The organism is Chryseobacillus diguaensis (genome assembly GCF_049220665.1).
In the GTDB taxonomy this organism is placed as follows: Bacteria; Bacillota; Bacilli; order Bacillales; family Bacillaceae; genus Metabacillus_B.
Window position 1 is genome coordinate 119,279 of the sequence record NZ_JBMKNV010000005.1, and the last position, 20,393, is coordinate 139,671.

Consider the following 20,393-nt stretch of genomic DNA (forward strand, 5'->3'; position numbering starts at 1 on the left):
CATAATATGTACCATTATCACCCGATATATTTTTTAAAGCCCCGGCTCAATACATGAGCCTATGCATAATTTTTTTGAAACTCCGCACGATATGAATGTATCAACATATCGAAGGAGGTTACAAAGATGAGCGCATTACAGCGTATTGCACTAGTACTTACTATAATTGGAGCTATCAACTGGGGCCTAATCGGTTTCTTCCGCTTTGACCTTATTGCTGCAATTTTCGGCGGACAAGCTGCACCGCTTTCCCGGATCATTTATGGTCTTGTGGGAATTGCCGGTCTGATCAACCTTGCTATCCTTTTCAAGCCAGCAGAAGAACTTGGCCGTACCGAACCAAAACCCGAAACTCGATAAAAAATCGTTTTCAACAAAAAAAAGGCATCGGTTACCCGATGCCTTTTTGGTATTATTTTTTAGATTGTTCAATCCACTCTTGAAGCTTATCCTTAAGTGTATTGAAGCCTTCTTGAGGAGCTGAAGAAGTTTTTACTGTTGTAGTAGCTTGTCTTTTTTTCGGTGCTTTTTTAGGCTCCGGACGTTCTGGCGCTTCTTGGGTTGCACGAATGGAAAGACTCATTTTTCCAGCTGCTTCGTCGATCGAAAGAAGTTTTACTTGAACTTCATCTCCAACCTTCAAATGCTCATTGATGTCTTTTACAAAACCGTGCTGAATTTCAGAAATATGAACCAGCCCTTGAGTTTCCTCATCTAGTGCAACGAAAGCTCCGTATGGCTGAATACCGGTAACTTTTCCTGTATAAACATTTCCTGTTTCGAATTTCGTAGTCATGAAAACACTCCTATTTAGTTAATAATTCTCGTTTATATACGCAATATAAAATGATATCACAACTTTGGAATTTAATCAAAGAAAATTAAAAAATGATTTTTGCCAAAAGTCATCTAAAGTCATCACTTTAGAAAAGGATAAAGAGGCTAGCTTGAAAGCTTATCATTCATAAAACTGGAAATTTTGTGAAAGCTGTTAAGTTTTAAGTTATAAACTCATATTTAGTATCAGCTGATCTTACAGGAAAGGTCAAGTACATGGCATGCTAAAGCCAAAGCAGTGTAATGGCAAGTCCTGCTAAAAAACAGCCCAGCATCAAGATGTCTGGTATAAAATGCCCAAAGTGAAAAACCTTCAAATAAAGACTGCCAATCATACTCCCGATTGCAACCACCCCGCCTGCTAAAAAGGCCAAAGCGATCGACTGATAATTTTTGTTGCCTATAGATAGAGCAGCTGAATCCAAATGAGATTTAGAAGGCAAAAAAAATAATAAAAAAAGATTCATTTGGAGGTTTCGATCCTAAATGAAGGGGGAATACAATAAGCAACAAAGGCTTTCTAGTATTCCCCCCTTTTTATTGAGGACAAAGCTTACGCTGCTTTGTCCCTTTTTTTATTTTATTACAGAAGCAGATGCATTCTTTTTCTAAATTTATCTTTGATGAAAAAGAAAAGAGCCTTTATTGATTCACGGCCCTTGCCCTCATATTTTTTCTCCGCTTAACAAAAGCATCCATCCGGTTCAGCGCTTCCTGCAGCTGGCTCATGGATGAGGCATACGAACAGCGTACATAGCCTTCACCTGATTCACCAAATACATTCCCTGGCACGACAGCTACCTTTTCCTCAATTAACAGCTCTTCTGCAAATTCCTCAGAAGACAATCCGGTATATTTTATTGAAGGAAACGCATAAAAGGCACCTCCTGGCATATGGCATGGCAAACCAATCTCATTCAGAGACTTTACAAAATAATTTCGCCTCCGTTTATAATCCTTCTTCATTTCTTCTGTTTCTTCATTTCCATTTCGAATTGCTTCAAGAGCTGCGTATTGAGACATAGTAGGAGCACACATCATCGCATATTGATGAATTTTCAGCATGTGCTCAAGGAAGCCTGCAGGAGCTGCTGCATAGCCGATTCTCCATCCAGTCATGGCAAACCCTTTTGAAAATCCTGATATTAAAATGGTCCTTTCCCTCATGCTCTCAATCGCGCCAAGACTCGTGTATTCCTGATCATATGTAAGCTCTGCATAGATTTCATCTGATATCGCAATTAAATCATGCTTTTGAATGACTTTAGAAATTGCTTCAAGCTCCTGTTTAGAAATAACTGATCCTGTCGGATTGCTCGGGGAGCAGATCACAATGGCTTTTGTTTTTCTTGTAACAGCCTTCTCGATCAGTTCAGCAGTCAGCCGAAATCCGCTGCTTTCTGTAACAGACAATGGCACAGGCTTTCCTCCTGCCAAGGCGGCAAGAGGGCCATATGCCACAAATGCAGGCTCTGCAATTAATACCTCATCCCCTGGATTGATGATGGCTCTGAGGGCAAGATCAAGCGCCTGGCTTGCACCGACAGTAACCAGGATCTCCTCGTCTGGAGAATAAGAAAGGTGAAATTTCTTAGCAAGGTAATGGCTGATCTCCTCTCTTAGTTCCATCAGGCCGGCATTCGCCGTATAAGCGGTATAGCCTCTTTCTAAAGACAATATGCAGGCCTCACGCACATTCCAGGAAGTCACAAAATCCGGTTCACCGACGCCAAGTGAAATAACCCCATCCATGCTTGCAGCAAGATCGAAAAATTTCCGTATACCTGATGGTTTTAGAGAGGATACTGTATGAGATATGTACCTGGAACAATCCATTATGGGGTCACCAGCATGCGTTTGTCCTCTTCCTCAGGACCAAATAGTTTCCCGTCATGCTTATATTTTTTCAGGATAAAATGGGTCGTCGTGGATAATACCGAATCAAGTGTTGAAAGCTTTTCTGAAACAAAATGAGCAACTTCCGACATAGAACGCCCCTGGATTACAACGGAAAGATCATAAGCTCCAGACATCAAGTAAACAGATTCAACTTCTTTAAAGCGGTAAATTCGTTCCGCAATCTCGTCAAAGCCTACACCTCTTTTTGGAGTAACCTTTACATCTATCATTGCCGTTACCGTTTCATGGCCCTCTACCTTGCGCCAGTCAATGGTTGCGGAATAATCAACAATAATCTTTTCTTTTTCAAGTTTTTCTAAGATGGCTACCGTTTCTTCAAGCGGGATATCAGCCATTTTGGCTAGTGCCTCTGTTGATAAGCGGCTGTTAGTTTTTAGGATTTCCAGCAGTTCTGTTTCTTTACTATTCAATTTCAAGGTAATCCCTCCCATTTTTTCTTGTTCCAATAGTGGTTTTACGGATTGGAGCCTTTTCATTTTGGGTGTTTTCACAAAGATTGCTGCTATTCGTATGGTCTTAAAAACGTCTATATTCATTTAAATGGATGGAAAAAACGTTTAAGAAAAGAGCCTTAATCTTTGACAATTATATCACGCTTTACAGGAATAAGTACTGAATTTTCAGTTTTTTAAACTGGATTTTCGGGTAGATTTTACATGAGTGATTTTGTTTTTTAGGGTAAAAATATTGAAAAATATCTTAATTTGACTGTTTCTGACGGGCAGTTTTTCATATCACGGACGAATAGATGTCAATAAGATAATTGAATTCCGATTGCTGGAGTGATTTAGGATGCAAAATGACGTATACCAATCAACAGTAAACATTCAAGGCATTAAAATTCATTATGAACTGTATGAAAAAGATCCTTCAAAGCCGACCATGGTATTAATTCATGGATTTCTTTCATCCACCTTCAGCTACCGCAGACTCATTCCTTTGCTGAAGGAGGATTATCGGCTCATCGCAATTGATCTTCCTCCCTTTGGAAAAACCGAAAAATCTCGAACCTTTGTCCATTCGTATCGGAACATGGCCAGAATTGTCATAGAACTCCTTGAGAAGCTGCAGGTTCGTAATGCGATACTTGTCGGACATTCAATGGGTGGCCAAATTTCTCTTTATGCTACAAAGGAACGGCCGGACATGTTTCAAAGAGTTGTCTTGTTGTGCAGTTCCAGTTATATGAAGAGATTGCAGCCATATCTGGTATTCGGCTCCTATGTTCCCTATTTTTATTTATGCATCAAGCATTGGCTTACAAGCCAGGGAGTATGGAAAAATCTTTGCAATGTCGTCTATGACCGCTCTTTGATTGATCAGGAAATGATCGATGGCTATCTTCAGCCTTTTATGGATGACAGCATTTTTATGGCTCTGGCAAGGATGATTAGAGACAGAGAAGGCGATCTATCACAAGAAGAATTGAAAAAAATCGAAGTACCCGCTCTTCTCATATGGGGAGAGGAAGATAAAATCGTACCTGTTGAAATCGGAAGACGGCTAAGCCAGGATTTGCCAAATGCAGCATTCTTCAGTTTGAAGCAAACAGGCCATCTTGTACCTGAAGAAAGACCGATGCATGTAACGGAAAAAATCGTTGATTTCTGTCACGCCTAAATGCATAAAAAAACGTAAAAAGTCTGCACTCCAAAAGGAATGCAGACTTTTTTACGGCAAGTATTCTATAATTCGCAGGAAGCCTGATTTTTGATAATCAGCAATTTATTGGCCATTACCTGGCATTCCTTCTTAGGAATCCATTCTTCAAAAGAAAATTCATATATTTTTTGGATTTTCTCTGCAAGCGGTCCAGGATGATCCATCACATGAACAGCCCCAATCACATCAACTGCTTCTGTATCATATGACCCTTCGCCATATTCTAGCGGATCCCACTGCAGGAGTAATTCCATCATTTGCTCATTCGCAGCTTGTGTTTCCATTTCCATCACCTGTTTCATCTTTTTGCAAGGCTCCTTAAACTTTGCTGCTTATTCCTCTAAATTCCTTTTACATAGCCCCTGATTTCGCAGGAACTTTAAATAAAAGATGCCCCGAAGCCAGTCTGATTGCGTGATAAAAGTTTTTACGGATAGCGGCAATCTATGCGAAAACAGCCTTTTTGCAAATTTATTTTAGCACATGTACGATTGATATAAAGTGTAAGCTATTAGGTGAGGTGACGCAACAATGGAAATTTTTGAGAAGCTCATTACGAGGACGGAAACCAGTTCCGTCAAGTGGGATCGTACAAAGGAAGTATTCGGCACAAACGATGTACTGCCCATGTGGGTAGCAGATATGGACTTTGAAGCGCCAAAGGAAGTTACTGAGGCACTTCTTGAAAGAGTCAGACACGGGGTTTTTGGTTATACTTTTCCCCGGCTTGATACGAAAGAGGCCATAATGAAATGGGTGAAAAGAAAACATCACTGGGAAATCTCAAGCGAGGCAGACATTTTATTCAGCCCAGGTGTTGTGACAGCACTTAGCACGGCCATTCAAGCATTAACAAATAAAGGAGATAAGGTCCTGCTTCAATCTCCTGTTTATACTCCTTTCTTTAGCATGATTGAAAAAAATGGCCGGAAAGTTGAAAATAGTCCTCTTTACCTTCATGATAACCGCTACCAAATAGATTTTCGGGACCTCGAACAAAAGCTATCAATGCCGGACGTTAAAATGATGCTGTTATGTAATCCTCACAATCCAAGCGGCAGAGCCTGGACGAAAGAAGAGCTTCAAAAAATTGGGGATCTGTGCATTAAATATGAAGTGATCATTGTTTCAGATGAAATTCATTCAGATTTAATGCTTAGGGGAAAGATCCATGTTCCGTTTGCTTCTTTGGGGAATTCCTTTTCAAACCAGTGCATTACCTGCATTGCGCCAAGTAAAACCTTCAATCTTGCAGGGCTTCAGGCTTCTGCCATTATCGCGGAAAATAAAGAATTAAGGGAAAAAATCACAACCGTTCAGCAGCAGCAGGGGATAGGCGGATTAAATGCATTGGGAATTACTGCAATGAAGGCTGCCTACGAACAAGGGGATCAATGGCTGGAACAGCTTCTCCTTTATTTAGAGGAAAATGCGGATATTCTCACATCATTCATTGAAGCAAGATTGCCCAATGTAAAAGTGATTCGCCCTGATGCTTCCTATCTTATCTGGCTTGACTGCCGGGAATTGAACTTAACTGAACAAGAACTTACCCGTAAACTTCTTTATGATGGGAAAATCGCACTGGAGCCAGGTTCAAAATATGGACATGGCGGACATGGGTTCATCAGAATGAATATTGGCTGTCCAAAAAGCACATTAAATGAGGGGCTTCTTCGATTAGAAAAAGCTTTAAATTCTTGAATATCTAACACTATATCGCCAGCTCTCTTCTTCACTTTATTTCTAGAAGGGAGCTGTTTTTACTATTCTTTATACACACTTTGATACTAATTTCTCTTGCGAATGCCAATTATCTTACGAATTTTCCTTTTCTCATCCAATATTCTATAAATTCTGATATTTGTGTTTTCAAACGTGGTATAATGGTGCCATCATATAGGGGATATGGGTGAAAAAAGATGGATTTTGTAAAAGAATTAATCTTGCATATAACATTCATTCTTTTTCCGGCTTTTTTGTATCAGACTGTTTGGCTTAGCAAACCTATGAAATCTAGCCCTATCCTTAATAAGTGGCTTGTTTTGATTCTTTCAGGCCTCTCTTCTATCCTTTGCGCACTCTACCCCCTTTATCTTTGGGGAATGGTAACGACCGATTACCAGTTAATTCCGCTTTTTACGGCAACCCTGTACGCAGGTCCTGTTGCCGGTATAGCTGTGCTTGTTATTCTGCTTGTTTACCTGCTTTTTTTCAGCGGGGGCGACTGCTTTTTGATCACCGTCCTTTCTATGCCGCTCTATCTGCTTCTCCCTATCTTTCTTTCTGGCAATTGGGGGAGGCTGAAATATTCAAGCAAGCTTCTTCTTACGATTTTAATGGGAACAGTAAAGGTTCTGGTCTTTCACATCATTTTGTTTTTTACTGGTTTTGCAGGTTTAGCACAAATCAATTTTTCAGAGCATTACTGGATTATTTTCTTTGAAGAATGGTCACTGTTCGTCTTTGGGCTATTGATTATGGTTTATGCAATTGAATACATAAGTCAGAACGCACTATACAGACTCAGAATTATAAAGTCAGAGAAGCTTGCAATTGCAAGCGAACTGGCAGCAAGTGTCGCCCATGAAGTCAGAAATCCGTTAACGGTTGTAAGAGGATTTATCCAGCTGATGGGTCAGGAAGCAAAAGAAATCAATCCAAAAAACATTGAGTATACAGATCTGGTCCTTTCAGAGCTTGATAGAGCCCAGGAAATTATTACTGACTATTTGAACCTTGCCAGGCAGCAATATTTTGAAAAAGAAAAGCTGAACTTGACTGAACTGCTTGTGGAAGTCAGCAAAATTATGACTTCCTATGCCAACTATAAGGCAGTCACAATAGAAACACACATTGCAGAAAATCTTTATGTAGAGGGAGATGCTTCCCGCCTTAAACAGGTTTTTCTCAATCTTGTTAAAAATGCAATTGAGGCAGTATCACTTTCCGAGGGTCTAGTCCTGATAAAAGCTTATGCTTCCCGTGAATTTATTCGGGTAAGAATCATTGATAATGGAATTGGCATGTCCAGTGAACAGATAGCGAGACTAGGTGAGCCTTATTTTACATTAAAAGAAAAAGGGACTGGACTCGGCCTTACCGTTACTTTTTCCATCATTGAACAGCATGAAGGAACGATCCGCTATCAAAGCGAACTGAACAAGGGCACATCTACTACAGTCTCTATTCCTATTTACAGCAAAGCAAAAGATTGACATCTTTTCCCAGAGCTTATGAGATTGCCGGAGTCGTTTCTAATTTGTTAAAATAATGTCGAACTGGCCAACTGGAGATAAATGATGAAACCTATTATCATGCACACTCTTTTTGCCCTGACTAACAATTTCTGCGAAAACAGCCTTTATTTAAGCCTGTGTATACTTTGCTTCAAAATACAGCAAAAAAAGTGAGAGGATTATAATGAAAAAGCAGCTGAAAATTAGTATTTTTCCTATTCTGCTTGCTTTGGCGATAGCTCTCTTTATCCCGGAACATATAAGCAGCGGTATAGAACATATGAAAAACCCTGAAATGAGATATGAAGCTTTAAACGCGGAAGATATGATTAAAAACCTGGAGTTTACTCCATTGCAGCGGTTTTTGACGCTGAATGAGCATGTGGTAAATGTCCAAGCTATAAAAAAGAATAAACAAAAATGCTACCAGACAACTGTTCAATTTTATACTTTTTACGGTATTCCGCTTGATAAAGAAGAAGCAGGCTGCGGCAGAATTATTGATTCAGATTAATCCATCGTCTCTAATGAATATATCAATAATATGTAAGAGGGTGTTCTCTATTAGAGAGCGCCCTCTTATTCCTTCTTCATTTCAACTTCTCTTTTATCCTGCCGCTGGGCTTCCTTTTCAGTGATGACACCGCAAGCAATTCTCGGACCGGAATTTCCAGCAGGCTGCGTCATTCCGTCATCCTTTTTTTCATTAATAATCAATGATGTCCCCCCTTTGAAAAGAAGGGTATTTTTGGAGCCTTTTTTCAACGTCATTTTAGGACCGAAGATTTCTGCCTGTATCATCCCTTTGTCGTCTGCAACGAGATTCTGCAAGTCACCTAAATGCGCTCCTTTTGGATTAAGCAGGCCATGATCCTTTTTATCTGGATTATAGTGCTCGCCTGCAGTCTTAAAGTCAGGGGCTTCGCATAAAGGTTTTTCATGAACATGGAGACCATATTCACCAGCTGGCAATCCTTCAAGCATCACTACAAATTTCACCCCTTCTGGCTGCTCTGACATGGTGATAGTGCCTAGAGAATCTCCATCAGTATTAAACATCTCAGTACTCATTCTTGTAGGCGATGTTGTGCTGCAGCCCCCAAGTACGGCTGCTATACATGCGATGGGGAGAAGTTTTTTTATCATATTATCCTCCGAAAGATCAGTCTACTTCTGATTTTTCTCTATTCCTCAGAGGATTATGCACAGGATCAGATTTCTATTGAAAAAGCCCTGAAGCTGAACCTCTTCAGTGCTCATCTTGTTTGCGGGATTCCTTTTTCAGATTAACTTGATGGTACAGCCACTCCGTTTTTTTCTGTTCCTTCTTTGACTGGCGCTGTATCAGCCGAAAGGCGGCAAATGCGGAAAGCACAAAAAGAACAGTGGTAATCACTGCTGGGATATACTCCCTTTTATCTTCGGGGAAATACAGAAGCATGGCCAATATCCAAGCGGACATGTATTCATCATTCCTTTCCGGCAGCTTGTCCAAAATCTTCGCATAAAAATGACACAAGCTGATTCTTCCTGTTAAAATAAATAAAAATACACGGTCAATAAAGGAGATTAAAATGGAAAGCAAGATAAAAATCGGGGATCTTGTTACTGGAATCTACAAAACAGGAAAGTATATCGGCATCATTACGGCAGAAAAGCCGATGCATTATCTTATGCAGGTGAAAGCTGTATTAAAGCATCCTGCACAAGGAGATCTGCATTCACCTAAAGAAGCAGAAGTACCCTTATTTCATGAGAGAAGAGCTCTCTCTTACAACGAACAAACGAATGTACCGAAAAATATGATTAAACCGTTTGATGGGGTTGTCCCTGATTATAAGGAATCCTTGAAGCAGTCTCTTCATAAGCTAACAGAGTCTTTATCAGCCGATTCAAGTCCATGGGCGAAACGGTCTCTTGAAAATCTGGATCAGCTTCAAAAAGAATATTTTCCTCCCGAAGAGAATTAAGTTTTTTCTAAAAGCTGTTCGCATAGATTGTTGCTTTTCGTATGTGTTTAGATCAAGGAATGAAGAGACTTTCGTGGCATCTTTTCTTAAATTCCTCAGATAGTATCTTCTTCTGAATTCTTTTATTTAGATGAAAAAGCGACAAAGTTTTATTTAGCAAAACTGCTGACATGACCATAAAGAATAAGCCAAATCACTTGATTTGTGGTTTGGCTCTATGTTGCAAACTTATTTAATACCTTTGAAAAATCGATCCTGTCCCCAATTGTGGTAGGGGTGGGCTTTGCAAGATAACGTTTATCCTTCTCAACAAGATTGTAAATATGGAACGTTGTCAGTGCATCATCCAATGCTCTGTGATGCTTTCCTGTCCCTTTGTTGCCATATTCCTCAACCGCTTTCCACAAACCGGTTTGGTTTCGGTCTCCGAAAAACTTTTTATATTCCATAGACAAATCCAAAAACTGGCCTCTAAACGGAAATGTCACATTATTCTTTTCGCAGTTCAGCCGAAGTACTCTCATATCCATATTGCCCCAGGTTACGATCTTTCCCGGTACTCCCTTTTCAATATCGCCAAGTATGGCAATTAGCTCTTCAAACCTCATTCCGCCGTCTACCTGACTTTGGCTGATGCCAAGAAAAGTTTTGCAGCGGTCTGTCAAAACTTTATGGGTAACCGGAACAACATAGGAGGAAAATTGATGCTGGATCTCACCATTTTGTACAAGGATGAGTCCAACCTCAATGATTTCCGGATAAAAATCTTTAGGTGTTGTTTTTCCCTCAGGCATTGTGAATTCGAAATCCACAAATACCAGCGGAGACTCAGTCTTCATGTTTACCCTCCTTCCTCTTCCTTTTTATTACATTATATCATTTGACTTACATATTTAACTGTATTTTTTTGAAAATTAATCACTCTGTCTGCGTCCATTTTTTTGAATAAGCCTTTGCCTATTAAACAAACCCTTTTTACCGTGATGTTTGTCTCTATTTTTTCTCGTATACAGGCAGGGTGCATTGCTTAGAAAGATCATTTAAGAAATTAGGCTCACAAAATCTTCTATACTATGGAAAACAATGTTAGGATATTACTAGATAAATACCTATTTAGAAAGTGTGGGACAACCTTGCGAGCGTTCTTCGGCTGGATAGCCATTCTTATTATGATGCCATTGTTTTTCTTTCTGCTTCTCGGCTCTGGCAGTCAGGTCCACAGCATGAAATCACTTCCGGTCATGCTGGATAAAAAAATTCCTTTGAAAACAGTCCCCCTTGTTCAAAACAGTTATATACTGGACAGGGATGGAGATATTGTTTCGGAAATTTCAACGGAAAATCAAAAAAGAATTTTCACTTCATTGCAGGATATTCCTGATGCCGCTAAGCAAATTTTCATTGTATCAGAGGACCAGAATTTTTATTCACATATGGGATTTGATATTAGCGGAGTGGCTAGAGCATTATTTGTGAATTTTAAAAACCGCTCTCTTGATCAGGGCGGCAGTACAATAACCCAGCAGCTTGCAAGAAACCTCTTTCTCACTCAGGATCGCACCTATAATCGGAAAGTGAGCGAGCTTCTTTATTCTTATCAGCTAGAACGGAAGCTGGATAAAAATGAAATTCTTGAGTATTATTTGAACACCATATATTTTCAAAACAATATTTATGGAATTGGGACAGCCGCACAATATTATTTCAGCAAGCCGCTGAAGGCTTTAAATCTCGGCGAGATCGCTTATCTTTGTGCCATTCCGAATAATCCTGCCCTATATAATCCGCTGAAAAATCCAAAAGCAACAAAAAAGCGCCAGGAAAGACTTTTAAGAGCCCTTTTAAAGGCTGAAAAAATAAAGAAAACAGAATTTCAGAAGGCATTGGCGGAGCCGATTTCACTTGATTTGAAAAAATCCAAGGATCTTTATCCTGATTATGTGACATATGTCCGTGCCGAGCTGAAGGAACTGATCTCTGAAAAGGAAGGCTATCAAAGAAGAATCCTTTCTGCTGATCAGAAAATTGCGGCTGGACAAGAAAAACTTCTTTCAAAAAGAACAGATGAGGTACTTGGAAAAGGCGTAAAAATTGAAACTTTTCTCGATCCCGCTCTTCAGGATAAAATCATTCAGGAAATTTCAAAAAATGTGCCCGAAAAAGATGTGCAGGCTTCCGCTGTAGTGATCAACCATATGACTCATGGGGTAGCAGCCATAAGCGGCGGGAAAAATTATCAAAAGCTTGGCTTCCATCGCGGCTTTCAAGCATACCGCCAGCCTGGTTCATCTATAAAGCCTCTTCTTGACTATGTTCCATATATCGAAAAAACAGGTGCTGGACCAAGCAGTCTTATTAATGCGGATGCCTTTTGCAAAGATAATTTTTGTCCCAAAAATTACACAGGGAAAAGTTACGGTATGGTGACCTTAAAAAAAGCCTTCCAGCAGTCCTATAACACTCCGGCTGTCAGAATGCTTGATCAAGTCGGAACGAAAACAGCTTTCAGCTATCTTGAGCCATTCCATTTTTCAATGCTTCCTAAAGAAAGCAAAAGGCTTCAATCCGCTATCGGCGGAATGGATTATGGTTTTTCACCTCTTGAAATGACAAGTGCTTACACGGCATTCGCTACAAACGGCACTTTTTATCCAAATCATGCCATAGCAAAAGTGACAGATTTAAAAGGGAAACTCCTCTATCAATGGGACCAGAACGGAGAAAAAGTTTGGAAACCAGAGACAAACATTAAAATGAAAGAACTCCTGGCATCTGTAATAAAAAATGGGACAGGAAAAAAAGCAAACCACCACATTACCGAATATGAAGGCGGAAAAACTGGCACAACCAATAATTACAACGATCTCTGGTTTATCGGAATAAGCGGCCAATACACTGCTGGAGTATGGATCGGAAAAGACACAAATGGTTCAATCGGGCCAATCTACAAAAGAGGAGCCCCTCTCCTAATCTGGAAAAACATACTGAAACCTGCTTCGTATTAGCAAATCGGAAGCGCCTGGTCAGCCCCGACAAGCGCTGGAGGAAAAATCCAGAAAGTCCAATCTTAGATTTTTCGGATTTTTCTGAAGCGACCTCGAGGGTCTAGGCGCTGCACATTAAAGAAAATTTCCCAATTAAAGGATCGATGCTTATGAAAAAGTCTTCAAAACCTATTCTGCTGTTTGACGGTGTATGCAATTTTTGCGACAGTACGGTACAGCTTATCCTGAAATATGATAACAAAGAAGAATTTCAGTTCGCGGCTCTACAGTCAGACGCTGGGCAGCATCTCTTAAAAGAACATAAGCTTCCTCTTAAAAATTTCGATTCTCTTGTAGTTATTGAGGAGAACTGCTGTTATCTGAAATCATCTGCTGCTCTAAGGATCATTAAAAACCTATCGGGCTTCTGGAAGCTTCTTTACGTTTTTATCATTATTCCAAGACCGATACGTGATTTCTTTTATGGAATAATTGCGAAAAACCGGTACAAATGGTTTGGTCAAAAAGAAAGCTGCCGGATCCCTTCCCCAGAGGAAAGAAAAAGATTTTTGGATTAGGCTATGTTAATGAATGGTGTTGATTTTAAGCACCTGTTGATTGGAACGGATACAGGAGACCCCACAGGAGCCTTGCTGTGAGGAGGCTTCCGAGCCGCCCGCGGAAAGCGTACGCCTGCTAGCTGCAATCAACAGACAAATTTAACAGAGCTATGGATTAAAAAATGGCACCCTGCTAAAAAAGCAAGGTGCCATTTTTTTGCTGGAGAAACAGCCCCTATAAAGGCAAACTCGAAATAAAACTGTTATAGAGTCTGACTAGCAGGAAAAAGAGCCCAAGAATGAAGATGATCCAAAATAACAAGTGAAATAAAACAAGTCCGATAAGGGAAATTGAAGAAAGCATAGAACTGGTTTGGTACACAAGAAACACGAAATAACAAAAAGAGGCTAAGAGAAAAACAGCAGCAATCAGCCAGCCAAATTGAATAAGCAAGAGAGACAAAGCTCCTCCCACCAGAAAAAAAGCAGAGCCTGCCCTAATTTTAGTGAGTGTCTTTCCTTCTGAATCTTTTGAGAAAAAAAGCAATGTTAGCTCTGTTACGGTGTTGGCTATTAACTTCAAAGCAGAAAGAATCATAAAAAAAATGAGTGCAAACAGTACAAACAAGGCAATCCGTATCTCACTCTCAGATACTATTCCAAGCATCCCATTGTAGATACCGAAGTTTTTTAAAAGCTCTGTTGCGTAAATGACCGCAGCGATTGACATAGAAGTACTGAAAAGCAAAATTGAAATAAGCGGAAAATATCCGGTGAAGTAGGTATTTTTCATGAGGTTTTCCCTTCTTTTAACATTCCTTCCTCATTATGAAGCAAGGTCATTTTCCTCCGCAAGAAAAACTTTTAGCAGACAGAAATTTAACCCAAAGTACTGATTGATTTTTCCAATCAGAGGATAATAAGGAGGAATCCATGCAAGCTGCAGCAGAGTACGTTATAATAAATTCAGGGTCACATGACCATGAATTTCAACAACAAACTATTTAACCGGAAAATGAGGTTACTAATAAAAATCTATTCTACATAAAAGGAGGTTCGATATGACCTTATTGCACTTTTCCATTCTCTTTCCTTTTCTTTTTGCCATTCTCGTTCCGGCTCTATACAGAAAACTGCGCTTTATTCCCACCGGATGGTTCGTTCTCCCTGTTCCTGCCCTTCTTTTTATCTATTTTTTAACGAATATAGGGACAACAATGAATGACGGTACAATATCCTCAACTATCAGCTGGATTCCGTCACTTGGCATTCAATTTACGGTATATCTCGATGGTCTGAGCCTTTTGTTTTCCCTTTTGATCAGCGGAATTGGAGCTCTCGTCATCCTTTATTCCATTTACTATTTAAATGGAGAAAATGAAAAACTTAACAATTTCTATGTATTTCTTCTATTGTTTATGGGCTCCATGCTTGGAATTGTTCTATCAGACAATATGATCATTATGTATACATTCTGGGAGCTTACCAGTGTTTCCTCCTTCCTTCTGATCGGTTATTGGCATCACCGAAAAAAATCCAGGGAAGGTGCACAAAAATCGATGATTCTGACCATTTTCGGCGGTCTGTGCATGCTTGGAGGAATTCTTCTTCTTAATCAGATTACCCATTCATTCAGCATTCGTGAAGCCATCAGCCAGTCTGCGGAGATTATGAATGATCCTTTTATGGCAGGAGCTTTAATTTTGTTTCTTTTAGGCGCCTTTACGAAGTCAGCTCAATTTCCTTTCTACATTTGGCTTCCTGATGCAATGGAAGCGCCGACCCCTGTCAGTGCCTATCTCCATTCAGCAACAATGGTAAAAGCAGGTCTATATCTCGTTGCCAGATTTACGCCCGTTTTCGGTATGGCACCTGAATGGTTTTGGATCGTCTCGCTTACAGGACTATTTACAATGTTCTGGGGTTCTTTCCATGCCATCAAACAATCTGATTTAAAAAGCATCCTGGCCTTTTCAACAGTAAGCCAGCTGGGATTAATCATGTCTCTTCTCGGTGTCGGTTCAGCAGCACTCCAATTTGATTCAATAGATGATAATTTATATATCGCATCCATTGTTGCTGCCATCTTTCATTTGATTAATCATGCTACCTTTAAAGGCAGTCTTTTTATGGCTGCAGGAATTGTTGATCATGAAACAGGCACAAGGGATATTCGAAAGCTTGGTGGATTGATGAGCTTTATGCCCGTTACTTTTACCATTTCGATGATTGGTGCATTTTCAATGGCAGGCATTCCGCCTTTCAACGGTTTTTTAAGTAAAGAGATGTTTTTTTCAGGAATGCTCAGTGTATTAAAATTGAATTTCCTTCAGGCCGAGAGCTGGTCCATTCTCTTCCCTGCGATTGCCTGGATTGGAAGCATATTCACTTTTCTGTACAGCATGATTGTCGTGTTTAAAACCTTTACAGGAAAATTTCAGCCGCAAAAGCTTAAGAAAAAGCCGCATGAAGCACCAGCTGGAATGCTTATATCCCCTGTCATTCTTGGTACGTTAGTTGTCTTGCTTGGTTTATTCCCTGGTTTAATAGCCAAATCCATCATCGAACCGGCAGCAGGTGCTATTTTTCCTAAGCTGCAGGCTCATACTGGAGCCTTTCCAGTCCACATCTCCATTTGGCACGGTTTTACGGTAGAACTGTTAATAACTGCCGGAGTTATCATTTTAGGGATTTTAGGATACATCACCTTGCGGAAATGGCAGGCTGTTTACAAGCTTTTCCCTGAAAAGCTAACACTCAATAAAGCATACGAAAAGATCCTTCATGCTGCAGGTAAAGGTTCCAACAAGCTGACAAATTTCTATATGACAGGGTTTCTACGGGATTACTTAGCTTATACCTTTGCCTTCTTAATTGTACTGGCTGGAGGGACGATAATTTATAAATGTGCATTTTCTTTCTATCCGAAGGACTCTGCCCCAATCGGTATTTATGAGGTAATCCTTGCTCTTGTAATGGCTGCAGGATCCATTTCCATCCTGTTTGCCAAATCACGCTTGACCGCCATTATTGCACTTGGTGCTGTCGGGTATACAGTAGCACTGTTTTTTGTTTTCTTCAGGGCACCAGATCTTGCCTTAACACAGCTGATTATTGAAACAGTATATGTCGCTCTTTTTTTGCTTTGTTTTTACTACCTTCCAAAGCTTCAAAAAAGGAGCAAATCTGTTGGATTTAAAGCAAGAAACCTGGTTATTTCAATAGGAGTTGGCGCTCTTGTAACGGTAATCGCCCTTTCTGCAAACAGCCAGCGGTCCGGAGAGACCATTTCAGATTATTTTCTTAAAAACAGCTATACTCTTGCCGGCGGGAAAAATGTCGTAAACGTTATACTGGTAGACTTTAGGGGCTTTGACACGATGTTTGAAATTACAGTCCTTGGAATAGCAGCCCTTGGCATTTTCAGTATGATTAAACTTAGGAAAGCAAAGGAGGAAGATCGTTGAAACGGATCAATCATAAAACAAACGACGTGATCCTCCAGACAGTAACGCAAACTGTATTGTTTATAACCATCATCTATTCCTTTCACCTCTTTTTTTCTGGGCATTATACTCCAGGAGGAGGATTTATCGCAGGGCTGATGACCTCTTCTGCCCTTGTCCTGTTATTGCTTGCATATGATGTGAAAACCGTAGTTACTATTATTCCGATTAACTACTTGCATGTTGCTGCAGCAGGCCTTTTAACGGCAATCCTTACAGGAATGGGCTCCTTTTTGTATGGTGTGCCCTTTCTTAAGCATTGGCACGGGGCCGTTCATCTTCCCTTTTTTGGAGAAATTGAACTGGCAACAGCCACTTTATTCGACTTTGGTGTCTACCTTGTTGTAGTTGGAGTTACTATGACCATTATTCAGACGATTGGAGAGACGGGATAATGGAAATCTTAATGTGTTTTGTCTGCGGTATTTTGTTCATGACCGCTACTTATTTGCTGTTATCAAAAAGCCTGCTAAGAATTATCATTGGAACGGCGCTTTTGAGTCATGGGGTACACCTTCTGATTTTAACAATGGGGGGACTAAAAAAAGGAAACGCTCCTTTATTAGGTGAACAGGCAAGCAGCTATGCAGATCCCCTCCCGCAAGCCTTGATTTTAACTGCCATTGTTATCAGCTTTGGCGTTACTTCTTTTTTGCTTGTTCTTGCTTACCGGACTTATCAGGAGCTTGGTACAGATAATCTTGACCATATGAGAGGAAATGATCAGCATGAATAATAATTTCATAATGGTTCCTCTGCTGATCCCGCTTGTCACAGCGATCCTGCTGATTTTCTTTAACAAACACGTCTTTTTGCAAAGATGGATCAGTGCTGCTGCTTCTTTACTGTCCATTATGATTTCTCTCATGCTTGTTGGGACCGTTCATCTGCATGGTATTCAAACAGTAGATGTCGGAGGCTGGAAAGCACCTTATGGCATTGTTTTTGTTGCTGATATGTATGCAAGCCTTCTTGTTCTGACAACTAACCTGATTAGCTTTGCAGCCATCCTCTACTCATTCAAATCAATTGGGAGAGACAGGGAAGTGTTTTACTATTACCCGGGAGTTCACTTTCTTATCGCGGGTGTTACAGGAGCATTCATGACAGGGGATATTTTTAACCTATTCGTATTTTTTGAAGTATTGCTGATGGCGTCCTATTTATTGATTGTACTCGGTGGTACAAAAATCCAGCTGAGAGAGTCTATTAAATATATCGTTATTAATGTGTTTGCATCGGCCATATTCGTTATTACTGTAGCTTATCTTTACGCTGTGACTGGAACGCTGAACATGGCAGACTTGAGTGTAAAGCTTGCCGAAAATGGACAGAGCGGATTATTAACGGTCATTGCCATCCTATTCCTGATCGTTTTCGGAATGAAAGGAGCCATTTTTCCTTTTTATTTCTGGATGCCAGGTTCCTATCAGGCACCCCCAACAGCCGTTACTGCCCTGTTTGGTGCTCTGCTTACAAAGGTTGGGGTTTATTCAATTACTAGAGTTTTCACCCTTATCTTTATCCACGACACAGGAGTTACCCATGAGGTTTTGGCCTGGCTTTCAGCATTGACCGTATTATTCGGCATCATCGGGTCGCTGTCGTACTGGGATATCAGAAAAATAGTCATCTATAACATCATCACAGCAGCAGGTGTTATTCTTTTCGGAGTGGCAGCTTTTACTTCCGCCTCTATAGAAGGATCCATCTATTATTTACTTCATGACATGCTTATTAAAGGAACATTATTTTTACTGGCAGGAACGATTGCAGCTGCAGCCGGAACGAGCAACATAAAAAAAATGGGCGGGCTTATCCGGCATTATCCCTTCCTTGGCTGGCTGTTTTTCATTGCAGCTTTATCACTTGCAGGGATTCCTCCGCTTAGCGGCTTTATTGGAAAACTAAAAATTGTTCAAGGGGGATTTGAAGCAGGCGAATTCGTTATTAGCATTCTTGTCCTTCTATCAAGTCTGCTTGTTCTGCAATCTATGATAAGGATTTTTATCCACGCATTTTGGGGAGAAGAAAAGCCTTTAGATGTAAAGATCTCCTTAAAAGGATTACTCTTTCCTATTGTTTTTCTTGTTGCTGTTTCTGTTGCTTACGGCTTGGGAATAGAGTTTGTATCTCCTTATGTAACGCAGGCTTCAGACACACTTATAGATCCTTCCATTTATATTAAAGCAGTATTGAAGGAGTAGATTCTATGGCGGTCCAAATACTACTGAATTTTTTCATTGCGCTCATCTGGTTGTTTTTGCAATCAGATTTCCATGTGATGACCTTTTTCACAGGCTATTTTCTCGGTCTCATTTTAATTTTCGGATTCAGAAGATTTTTCAGTACCCGTTTTTATTTTTATAATGTGTGCGCCATATTCAGGCTGCTGACCATCTTTAATAAAGAATTAATTCTCGCTAATTTGTCAGTGTTAAAAGTCGTTTTATCTCCAAAGATGAAAATGAGTCCTGGCATCTTTGCCTACGAAACTAATCTGAAAAAGGCTTGGGAAATAACCATTCTCGCTAATTTAATCACACTAACGCCTGGAACACTTGTAGTAGAAATTTCAGACGACAACCGGATTCTTTATATTCATGCTATGGATATCGGGGATGCGGAACAGGCAAAAGCGGATATCCGGAATTCTTTTGAGAAAGCCATCAGGGAGGTGAGCCAGTAAATGTTTGACTTTGTTATGAAACTGTCTCTTTTGATTATTGCCTTTTCTACAGCAATGTACTTTTACCGGCTTGTAAAAGGCCCTAGTGAGCCTGATAGAATCATTGCTCTTGAAGCGATTGGGATTACCTTAATCGGAATAACAGCCGTATTCTCAATTATTCTAAGCACGGACGCCTTTTTGGAAATTATCCTGCTCCTTGGAGTACTCTCTTTTATTGGAACAGTGGCCTTTTCGAAATTTTTGGAGAAAGGGGAAATTGTTGAAAATGACCGAGATCAGTAAATTTATCATCGGCTTTCTCATTCTTCAGGGTGCACTTCTGAATTTGATTGCTGCAATAGGTGTCATCCGTCTGCCTGACCCTTATACAAGAAACCATGCTGCTTCAAAAAGCTCTACGCTAGGAATCCTAAGTCTTTTGCTTGGTGTCTTTCTGTATTTTTGGATCATAAAGGGCGAAATTAACTCAAAAGTGATTCTTGGTATTATCTTTGTTTTTATTACAGCTCCTGTAGCAGGACATCTGATCATGAGAGCTGCCTATCACATTAACATTCCGCTTTGGAAGCACAGTGTACAGGATGATTTAAAAAAAGTTAAAAAAAATGAGGGCCGGGATTAAATCCCGCCCTCTTATTTCTTTTTAAGAACCGCCATCGTGCACCTTGAGAGACAGATCAGCTTTTCTTCTTCATCTACTATTTTAATCTCCCAAACCATTGTGGTTTTTCCCACGTGGGTTGGAACGGCATGTGCTGTAACAACGCCTTCTTTTTTCGAGCGAATGTGATTCGCGTTAATTTCAAGTCCGACACAAATTTCTGTTTCCTTGTCAATAAAATGGAAAGATCCGATGCTTGCAGCGGTTTCAGCCAGCGCTACCGACGCACCTCCGTGGAGAATGCCAAATGGCTGATGTGTTCTTTTATCAACTGGCATGGTCGCAATCACGCCTTTATCCGAAATTTCCTGAATTTCAATCCCGAGCGCACTGATTAATGTGTTTTTCGTTTCCAAAAAAAA

25 protein-coding genes are annotated in these 20,393 nt (G+C 40.2%); 15 read left to right on the forward strand and 10 right to left on the reverse strand.

The window, feature by feature from the left end:
• Positions 1-126 precede the first annotated feature (126 nt).
• The gene (locus tag ACOT8F_RS10080; protein WP_421651670.1) at positions 127-360 is read left to right on the forward strand and encodes a DUF378 domain-containing protein; all 234 of its coding nucleotides are present in this window, start codon (positions 127-129) and stop codon (positions 358-360) included.
• Positions 361-412: 52 nt separating this feature from the next.
• On the opposite strand, the gene yugI is transcribed toward ACOT8F_RS10080, so the two are convergent.
• From yugI to ACOT8F_RS10100, 4 genes are all read right to left on the reverse strand, one after another.
• Positions 413-796, reverse strand: coding sequence for a S1 domain-containing post-transcriptional regulator GSP13 (gene yugI, locus ACOT8F_RS10085; protein ID WP_421651672.1), 384 nt, complete (start codon positions 794-796; stop codon positions 413-415).
• A 265-nt stretch (positions 797-1,061) separates the two neighbouring features.
• Positions 1,062-1,304 (reverse strand): hypothetical protein, encoded by a 243-nt coding sequence (locus tag ACOT8F_RS10090; protein ID WP_421651673.1) that lies wholly within the window; start codon positions 1,302-1,304, stop codon positions 1,062-1,064.
• A 175-nt stretch (positions 1,305-1,479) separates the two neighbouring features.
• Positions 1,480-2,673, reverse strand: coding sequence for an aminotransferase (locus tag ACOT8F_RS10095; protein ID WP_421651675.1), 1,194 nt, complete (start codon positions 2,671-2,673; stop codon positions 1,480-1,482).
• The gene (locus ACOT8F_RS10100; RefSeq protein ID WP_421651677.1) at positions 2,673-3,173 is read right to left on the reverse strand and encodes an Lrp/AsnC family transcriptional regulator; all 501 of its coding nucleotides are present in this window, start codon (positions 3,171-3,173) and stop codon (positions 2,673-2,675) included. The genes ACOT8F_RS10095 and ACOT8F_RS10100 overlap by 1 nt, the downstream gene beginning before the upstream one ends.
• A 376-nt stretch (positions 3,174-3,549) precedes the next feature.
• On the opposite strand from ACOT8F_RS10100, the gene ACOT8F_RS10105 reads away from it, so the two are divergent.
• The gene (locus ACOT8F_RS10105; RefSeq protein ID WP_421651678.1) at positions 3,550-4,377 is read left to right on the forward strand and encodes an alpha/beta fold hydrolase; all 828 of its coding nucleotides are present in this window, start codon (positions 3,550-3,552) and stop codon (positions 4,375-4,377) included.
• Between the two features lie 65 nt (positions 4,378-4,442).
• Here the strand turns inward: ACOT8F_RS10105 and ACOT8F_RS10110 are convergent, their stop codons facing one another.
• Positions 4,443-4,721, reverse strand: a complete 279-nt coding sequence (locus ACOT8F_RS10110; protein WP_421651679.1) for a DUF1871 family protein — start codon at positions 4,719-4,721, stop codon at positions 4,443-4,445.
• A gap of 229 nt (positions 4,722-4,950) precedes the next feature.
• Between ACOT8F_RS10110 and ACOT8F_RS10115 the strand changes: the two genes are divergently transcribed.
• The 3 genes from ACOT8F_RS10115 to ACOT8F_RS10125 all read left to right on the forward strand — a co-directional run bounded on the left by ACOT8F_RS10115 (position 4,951) and on the right by ACOT8F_RS10125 (position 8,172).
• A complete protein-coding gene (locus ACOT8F_RS10115) occupies positions 4,951-6,123 on the forward strand; it encodes a MalY/PatB family protein (protein WP_421651680.1) in 1,173 nt (390 codons plus the stop codon).
• Between the two features lie 218 nt (positions 6,124-6,341).
• Positions 6,342-7,637: an ATP-binding protein gene (locus tag ACOT8F_RS10120; protein ID WP_421651681.1), complete on the forward strand. Its 1,296-nt coding sequence runs from the start codon at positions 6,342-6,344 to the stop codon at positions 7,635-7,637.
• 205 nt (positions 7,638-7,842) lie between these two features.
• Positions 7,843-8,172, forward strand: coding sequence for a hypothetical protein (locus ACOT8F_RS10125; protein ID WP_421651682.1), 330 nt, complete (start codon positions 7,843-7,845; stop codon positions 8,170-8,172).
• A gap of 65 nt (positions 8,173-8,237) precedes the next feature.
• Here ACOT8F_RS10125 and ACOT8F_RS10130 read toward each other — a convergent pair whose 3' ends face one another.
• Together ACOT8F_RS10130 and ACOT8F_RS10135 are read right to left on the reverse strand one after the other, a co-directional pair.
• Entirely contained in the window at positions 8,238-8,804 is a 567-nt protein-coding gene (locus ACOT8F_RS10130) for a superoxide dismutase family protein (protein WP_421651683.1), read from the reverse strand.
• A 103-nt stretch (positions 8,805-8,907) separates the two neighbouring features.
• The gene (locus ACOT8F_RS10135; protein WP_421651685.1) at positions 8,908-9,177 is read right to left on the reverse strand and encodes a hypothetical protein; all 270 of its coding nucleotides are present in this window, start codon (positions 9,175-9,177) and stop codon (positions 8,908-8,910) included.
• Between the two features lie 55 nt (positions 9,178-9,232).
• On the opposite strand from ACOT8F_RS10135, the gene kapB reads away from it, so the two are divergent.
• A complete protein-coding gene (gene kapB / locus ACOT8F_RS10140) occupies positions 9,233-9,628 on the forward strand; it encodes a kinase-associated lipoprotein KapB (protein ID WP_421651686.1) in 396 nt (131 codons plus the stop codon).
• A 215-nt stretch (positions 9,629-9,843) separates the two neighbouring features.
• On the opposite strand, the gene kapD is transcribed toward kapB, so the two are convergent.
• Complete coding sequence (gene kapD / locus ACOT8F_RS10145) at positions 9,844-10,467, reverse strand: 3'-5' exonuclease KapD (RefSeq protein ID WP_421651687.1); 624 nt, start codon at positions 10,465-10,467, stop codon at positions 9,844-9,846.
• A gap of 234 nt (positions 10,468-10,701) precedes the next feature.
• Here kapD and ACOT8F_RS10150 point away from each other — a divergent pair, with 234 nt between their 5' ends.
• Together ACOT8F_RS10150 and ACOT8F_RS10155 are read left to right on the forward strand one after the other, a co-directional pair.
• The gene (locus ACOT8F_RS10150) at positions 10,702-12,633 is read left to right on the forward strand and encodes a transglycosylase domain-containing protein (protein ID WP_421651688.1); all 1,932 of its coding nucleotides are present in this window, start codon (positions 10,702-10,704) and stop codon (positions 12,631-12,633) included.
• A gap of 149 nt (positions 12,634-12,782) precedes the next feature.
• Complete coding sequence (locus ACOT8F_RS10155) at positions 12,783-13,190, forward strand: thiol-disulfide oxidoreductase DCC family protein (protein WP_421651689.1); 408 nt, start codon at positions 12,783-12,785, stop codon at positions 13,188-13,190.
• A 217-nt stretch (positions 13,191-13,407) separates the two neighbouring features.
• Here ACOT8F_RS10155 and ACOT8F_RS10160 read toward each other — a convergent pair whose 3' ends face one another.
• Entirely contained in the window at positions 13,408-13,965 is a 558-nt protein-coding gene (locus ACOT8F_RS10160) for a DUF5366 family protein (RefSeq protein WP_421651690.1), read from the reverse strand.
• 268 nt (positions 13,966-14,233) lie between these two features.
• Here ACOT8F_RS10160 and ACOT8F_RS10165 point away from each other — a divergent pair, with 268 nt between their 5' ends.
• From ACOT8F_RS10165 to mnhG, 7 genes are read left to right on the forward strand one after another with little or no spacing between them, the layout of a single operon-like run.
• Positions 14,234-16,639, forward strand: a complete 2,406-nt coding sequence (locus tag ACOT8F_RS10165) for a Na+/H+ antiporter subunit A (RefSeq protein WP_421651691.1) — start codon at positions 14,234-14,236, stop codon at positions 16,637-16,639.
• 5 nt (positions 16,640-16,644) lie between these two features.
• On the forward strand, positions 16,645-17,073 hold the full coding sequence (locus tag ACOT8F_RS10170) for a Na(+)/H(+) antiporter subunit B (protein ID WP_421651934.1): 429 nt from the start codon (positions 16,645-16,647) through the stop codon (positions 17,071-17,073).
• The gene (locus tag ACOT8F_RS10175; RefSeq protein WP_421651692.1) at positions 17,073-17,414 is read left to right on the forward strand and encodes a Na(+)/H(+) antiporter subunit C; all 342 of its coding nucleotides are present in this window, start codon (positions 17,073-17,075) and stop codon (positions 17,412-17,414) included. The genes ACOT8F_RS10170 and ACOT8F_RS10175 overlap by 1 nt, the downstream gene beginning before the upstream one ends.
• The gene (locus ACOT8F_RS10180; RefSeq protein WP_421651693.1) at positions 17,398-18,885 is read left to right on the forward strand and encodes a Na+/H+ antiporter subunit D; all 1,488 of its coding nucleotides are present in this window, start codon (positions 17,398-17,400) and stop codon (positions 18,883-18,885) included. Before ACOT8F_RS10175 ends, ACOT8F_RS10180 begins: the two co-directional genes overlap by 17 nt.
• A gap of 5 nt (positions 18,886-18,890) precedes the next feature.
• The gene (locus ACOT8F_RS10185; RefSeq protein ID WP_421651694.1) at positions 18,891-19,367 is read left to right on the forward strand and encodes a Na+/H+ antiporter subunit E; all 477 of its coding nucleotides are present in this window, start codon (positions 18,891-18,893) and stop codon (positions 19,365-19,367) included.
• Entirely contained in the window at positions 19,368-19,652 is a 285-nt protein-coding gene (locus tag ACOT8F_RS10190) for a Na(+)/H(+) antiporter subunit F1 (protein WP_421651695.1), read from the forward strand. It abuts the gene before it with no gap.
• Positions 19,636-19,992, forward strand: a complete 357-nt coding sequence (mnhG, locus tag ACOT8F_RS10195; RefSeq protein ID WP_421651696.1) for a monovalent cation/H(+) antiporter subunit G — start codon at positions 19,636-19,638, stop codon at positions 19,990-19,992. Before ACOT8F_RS10190 ends, mnhG begins: the two co-directional genes overlap by 17 nt.
• 11 nt (positions 19,993-20,003) lie before the next feature.
• Here mnhG and ACOT8F_RS10200 read toward each other — a convergent pair whose 3' ends face one another.
• A complete protein-coding gene (locus ACOT8F_RS10200; protein WP_421651697.1) occupies positions 20,004-20,387 on the reverse strand; it encodes a hotdog fold thioesterase in 384 nt (127 codons plus the stop codon).
• Between the last annotated feature and the right edge of the window lie 6 nt (positions 20,388-20,393).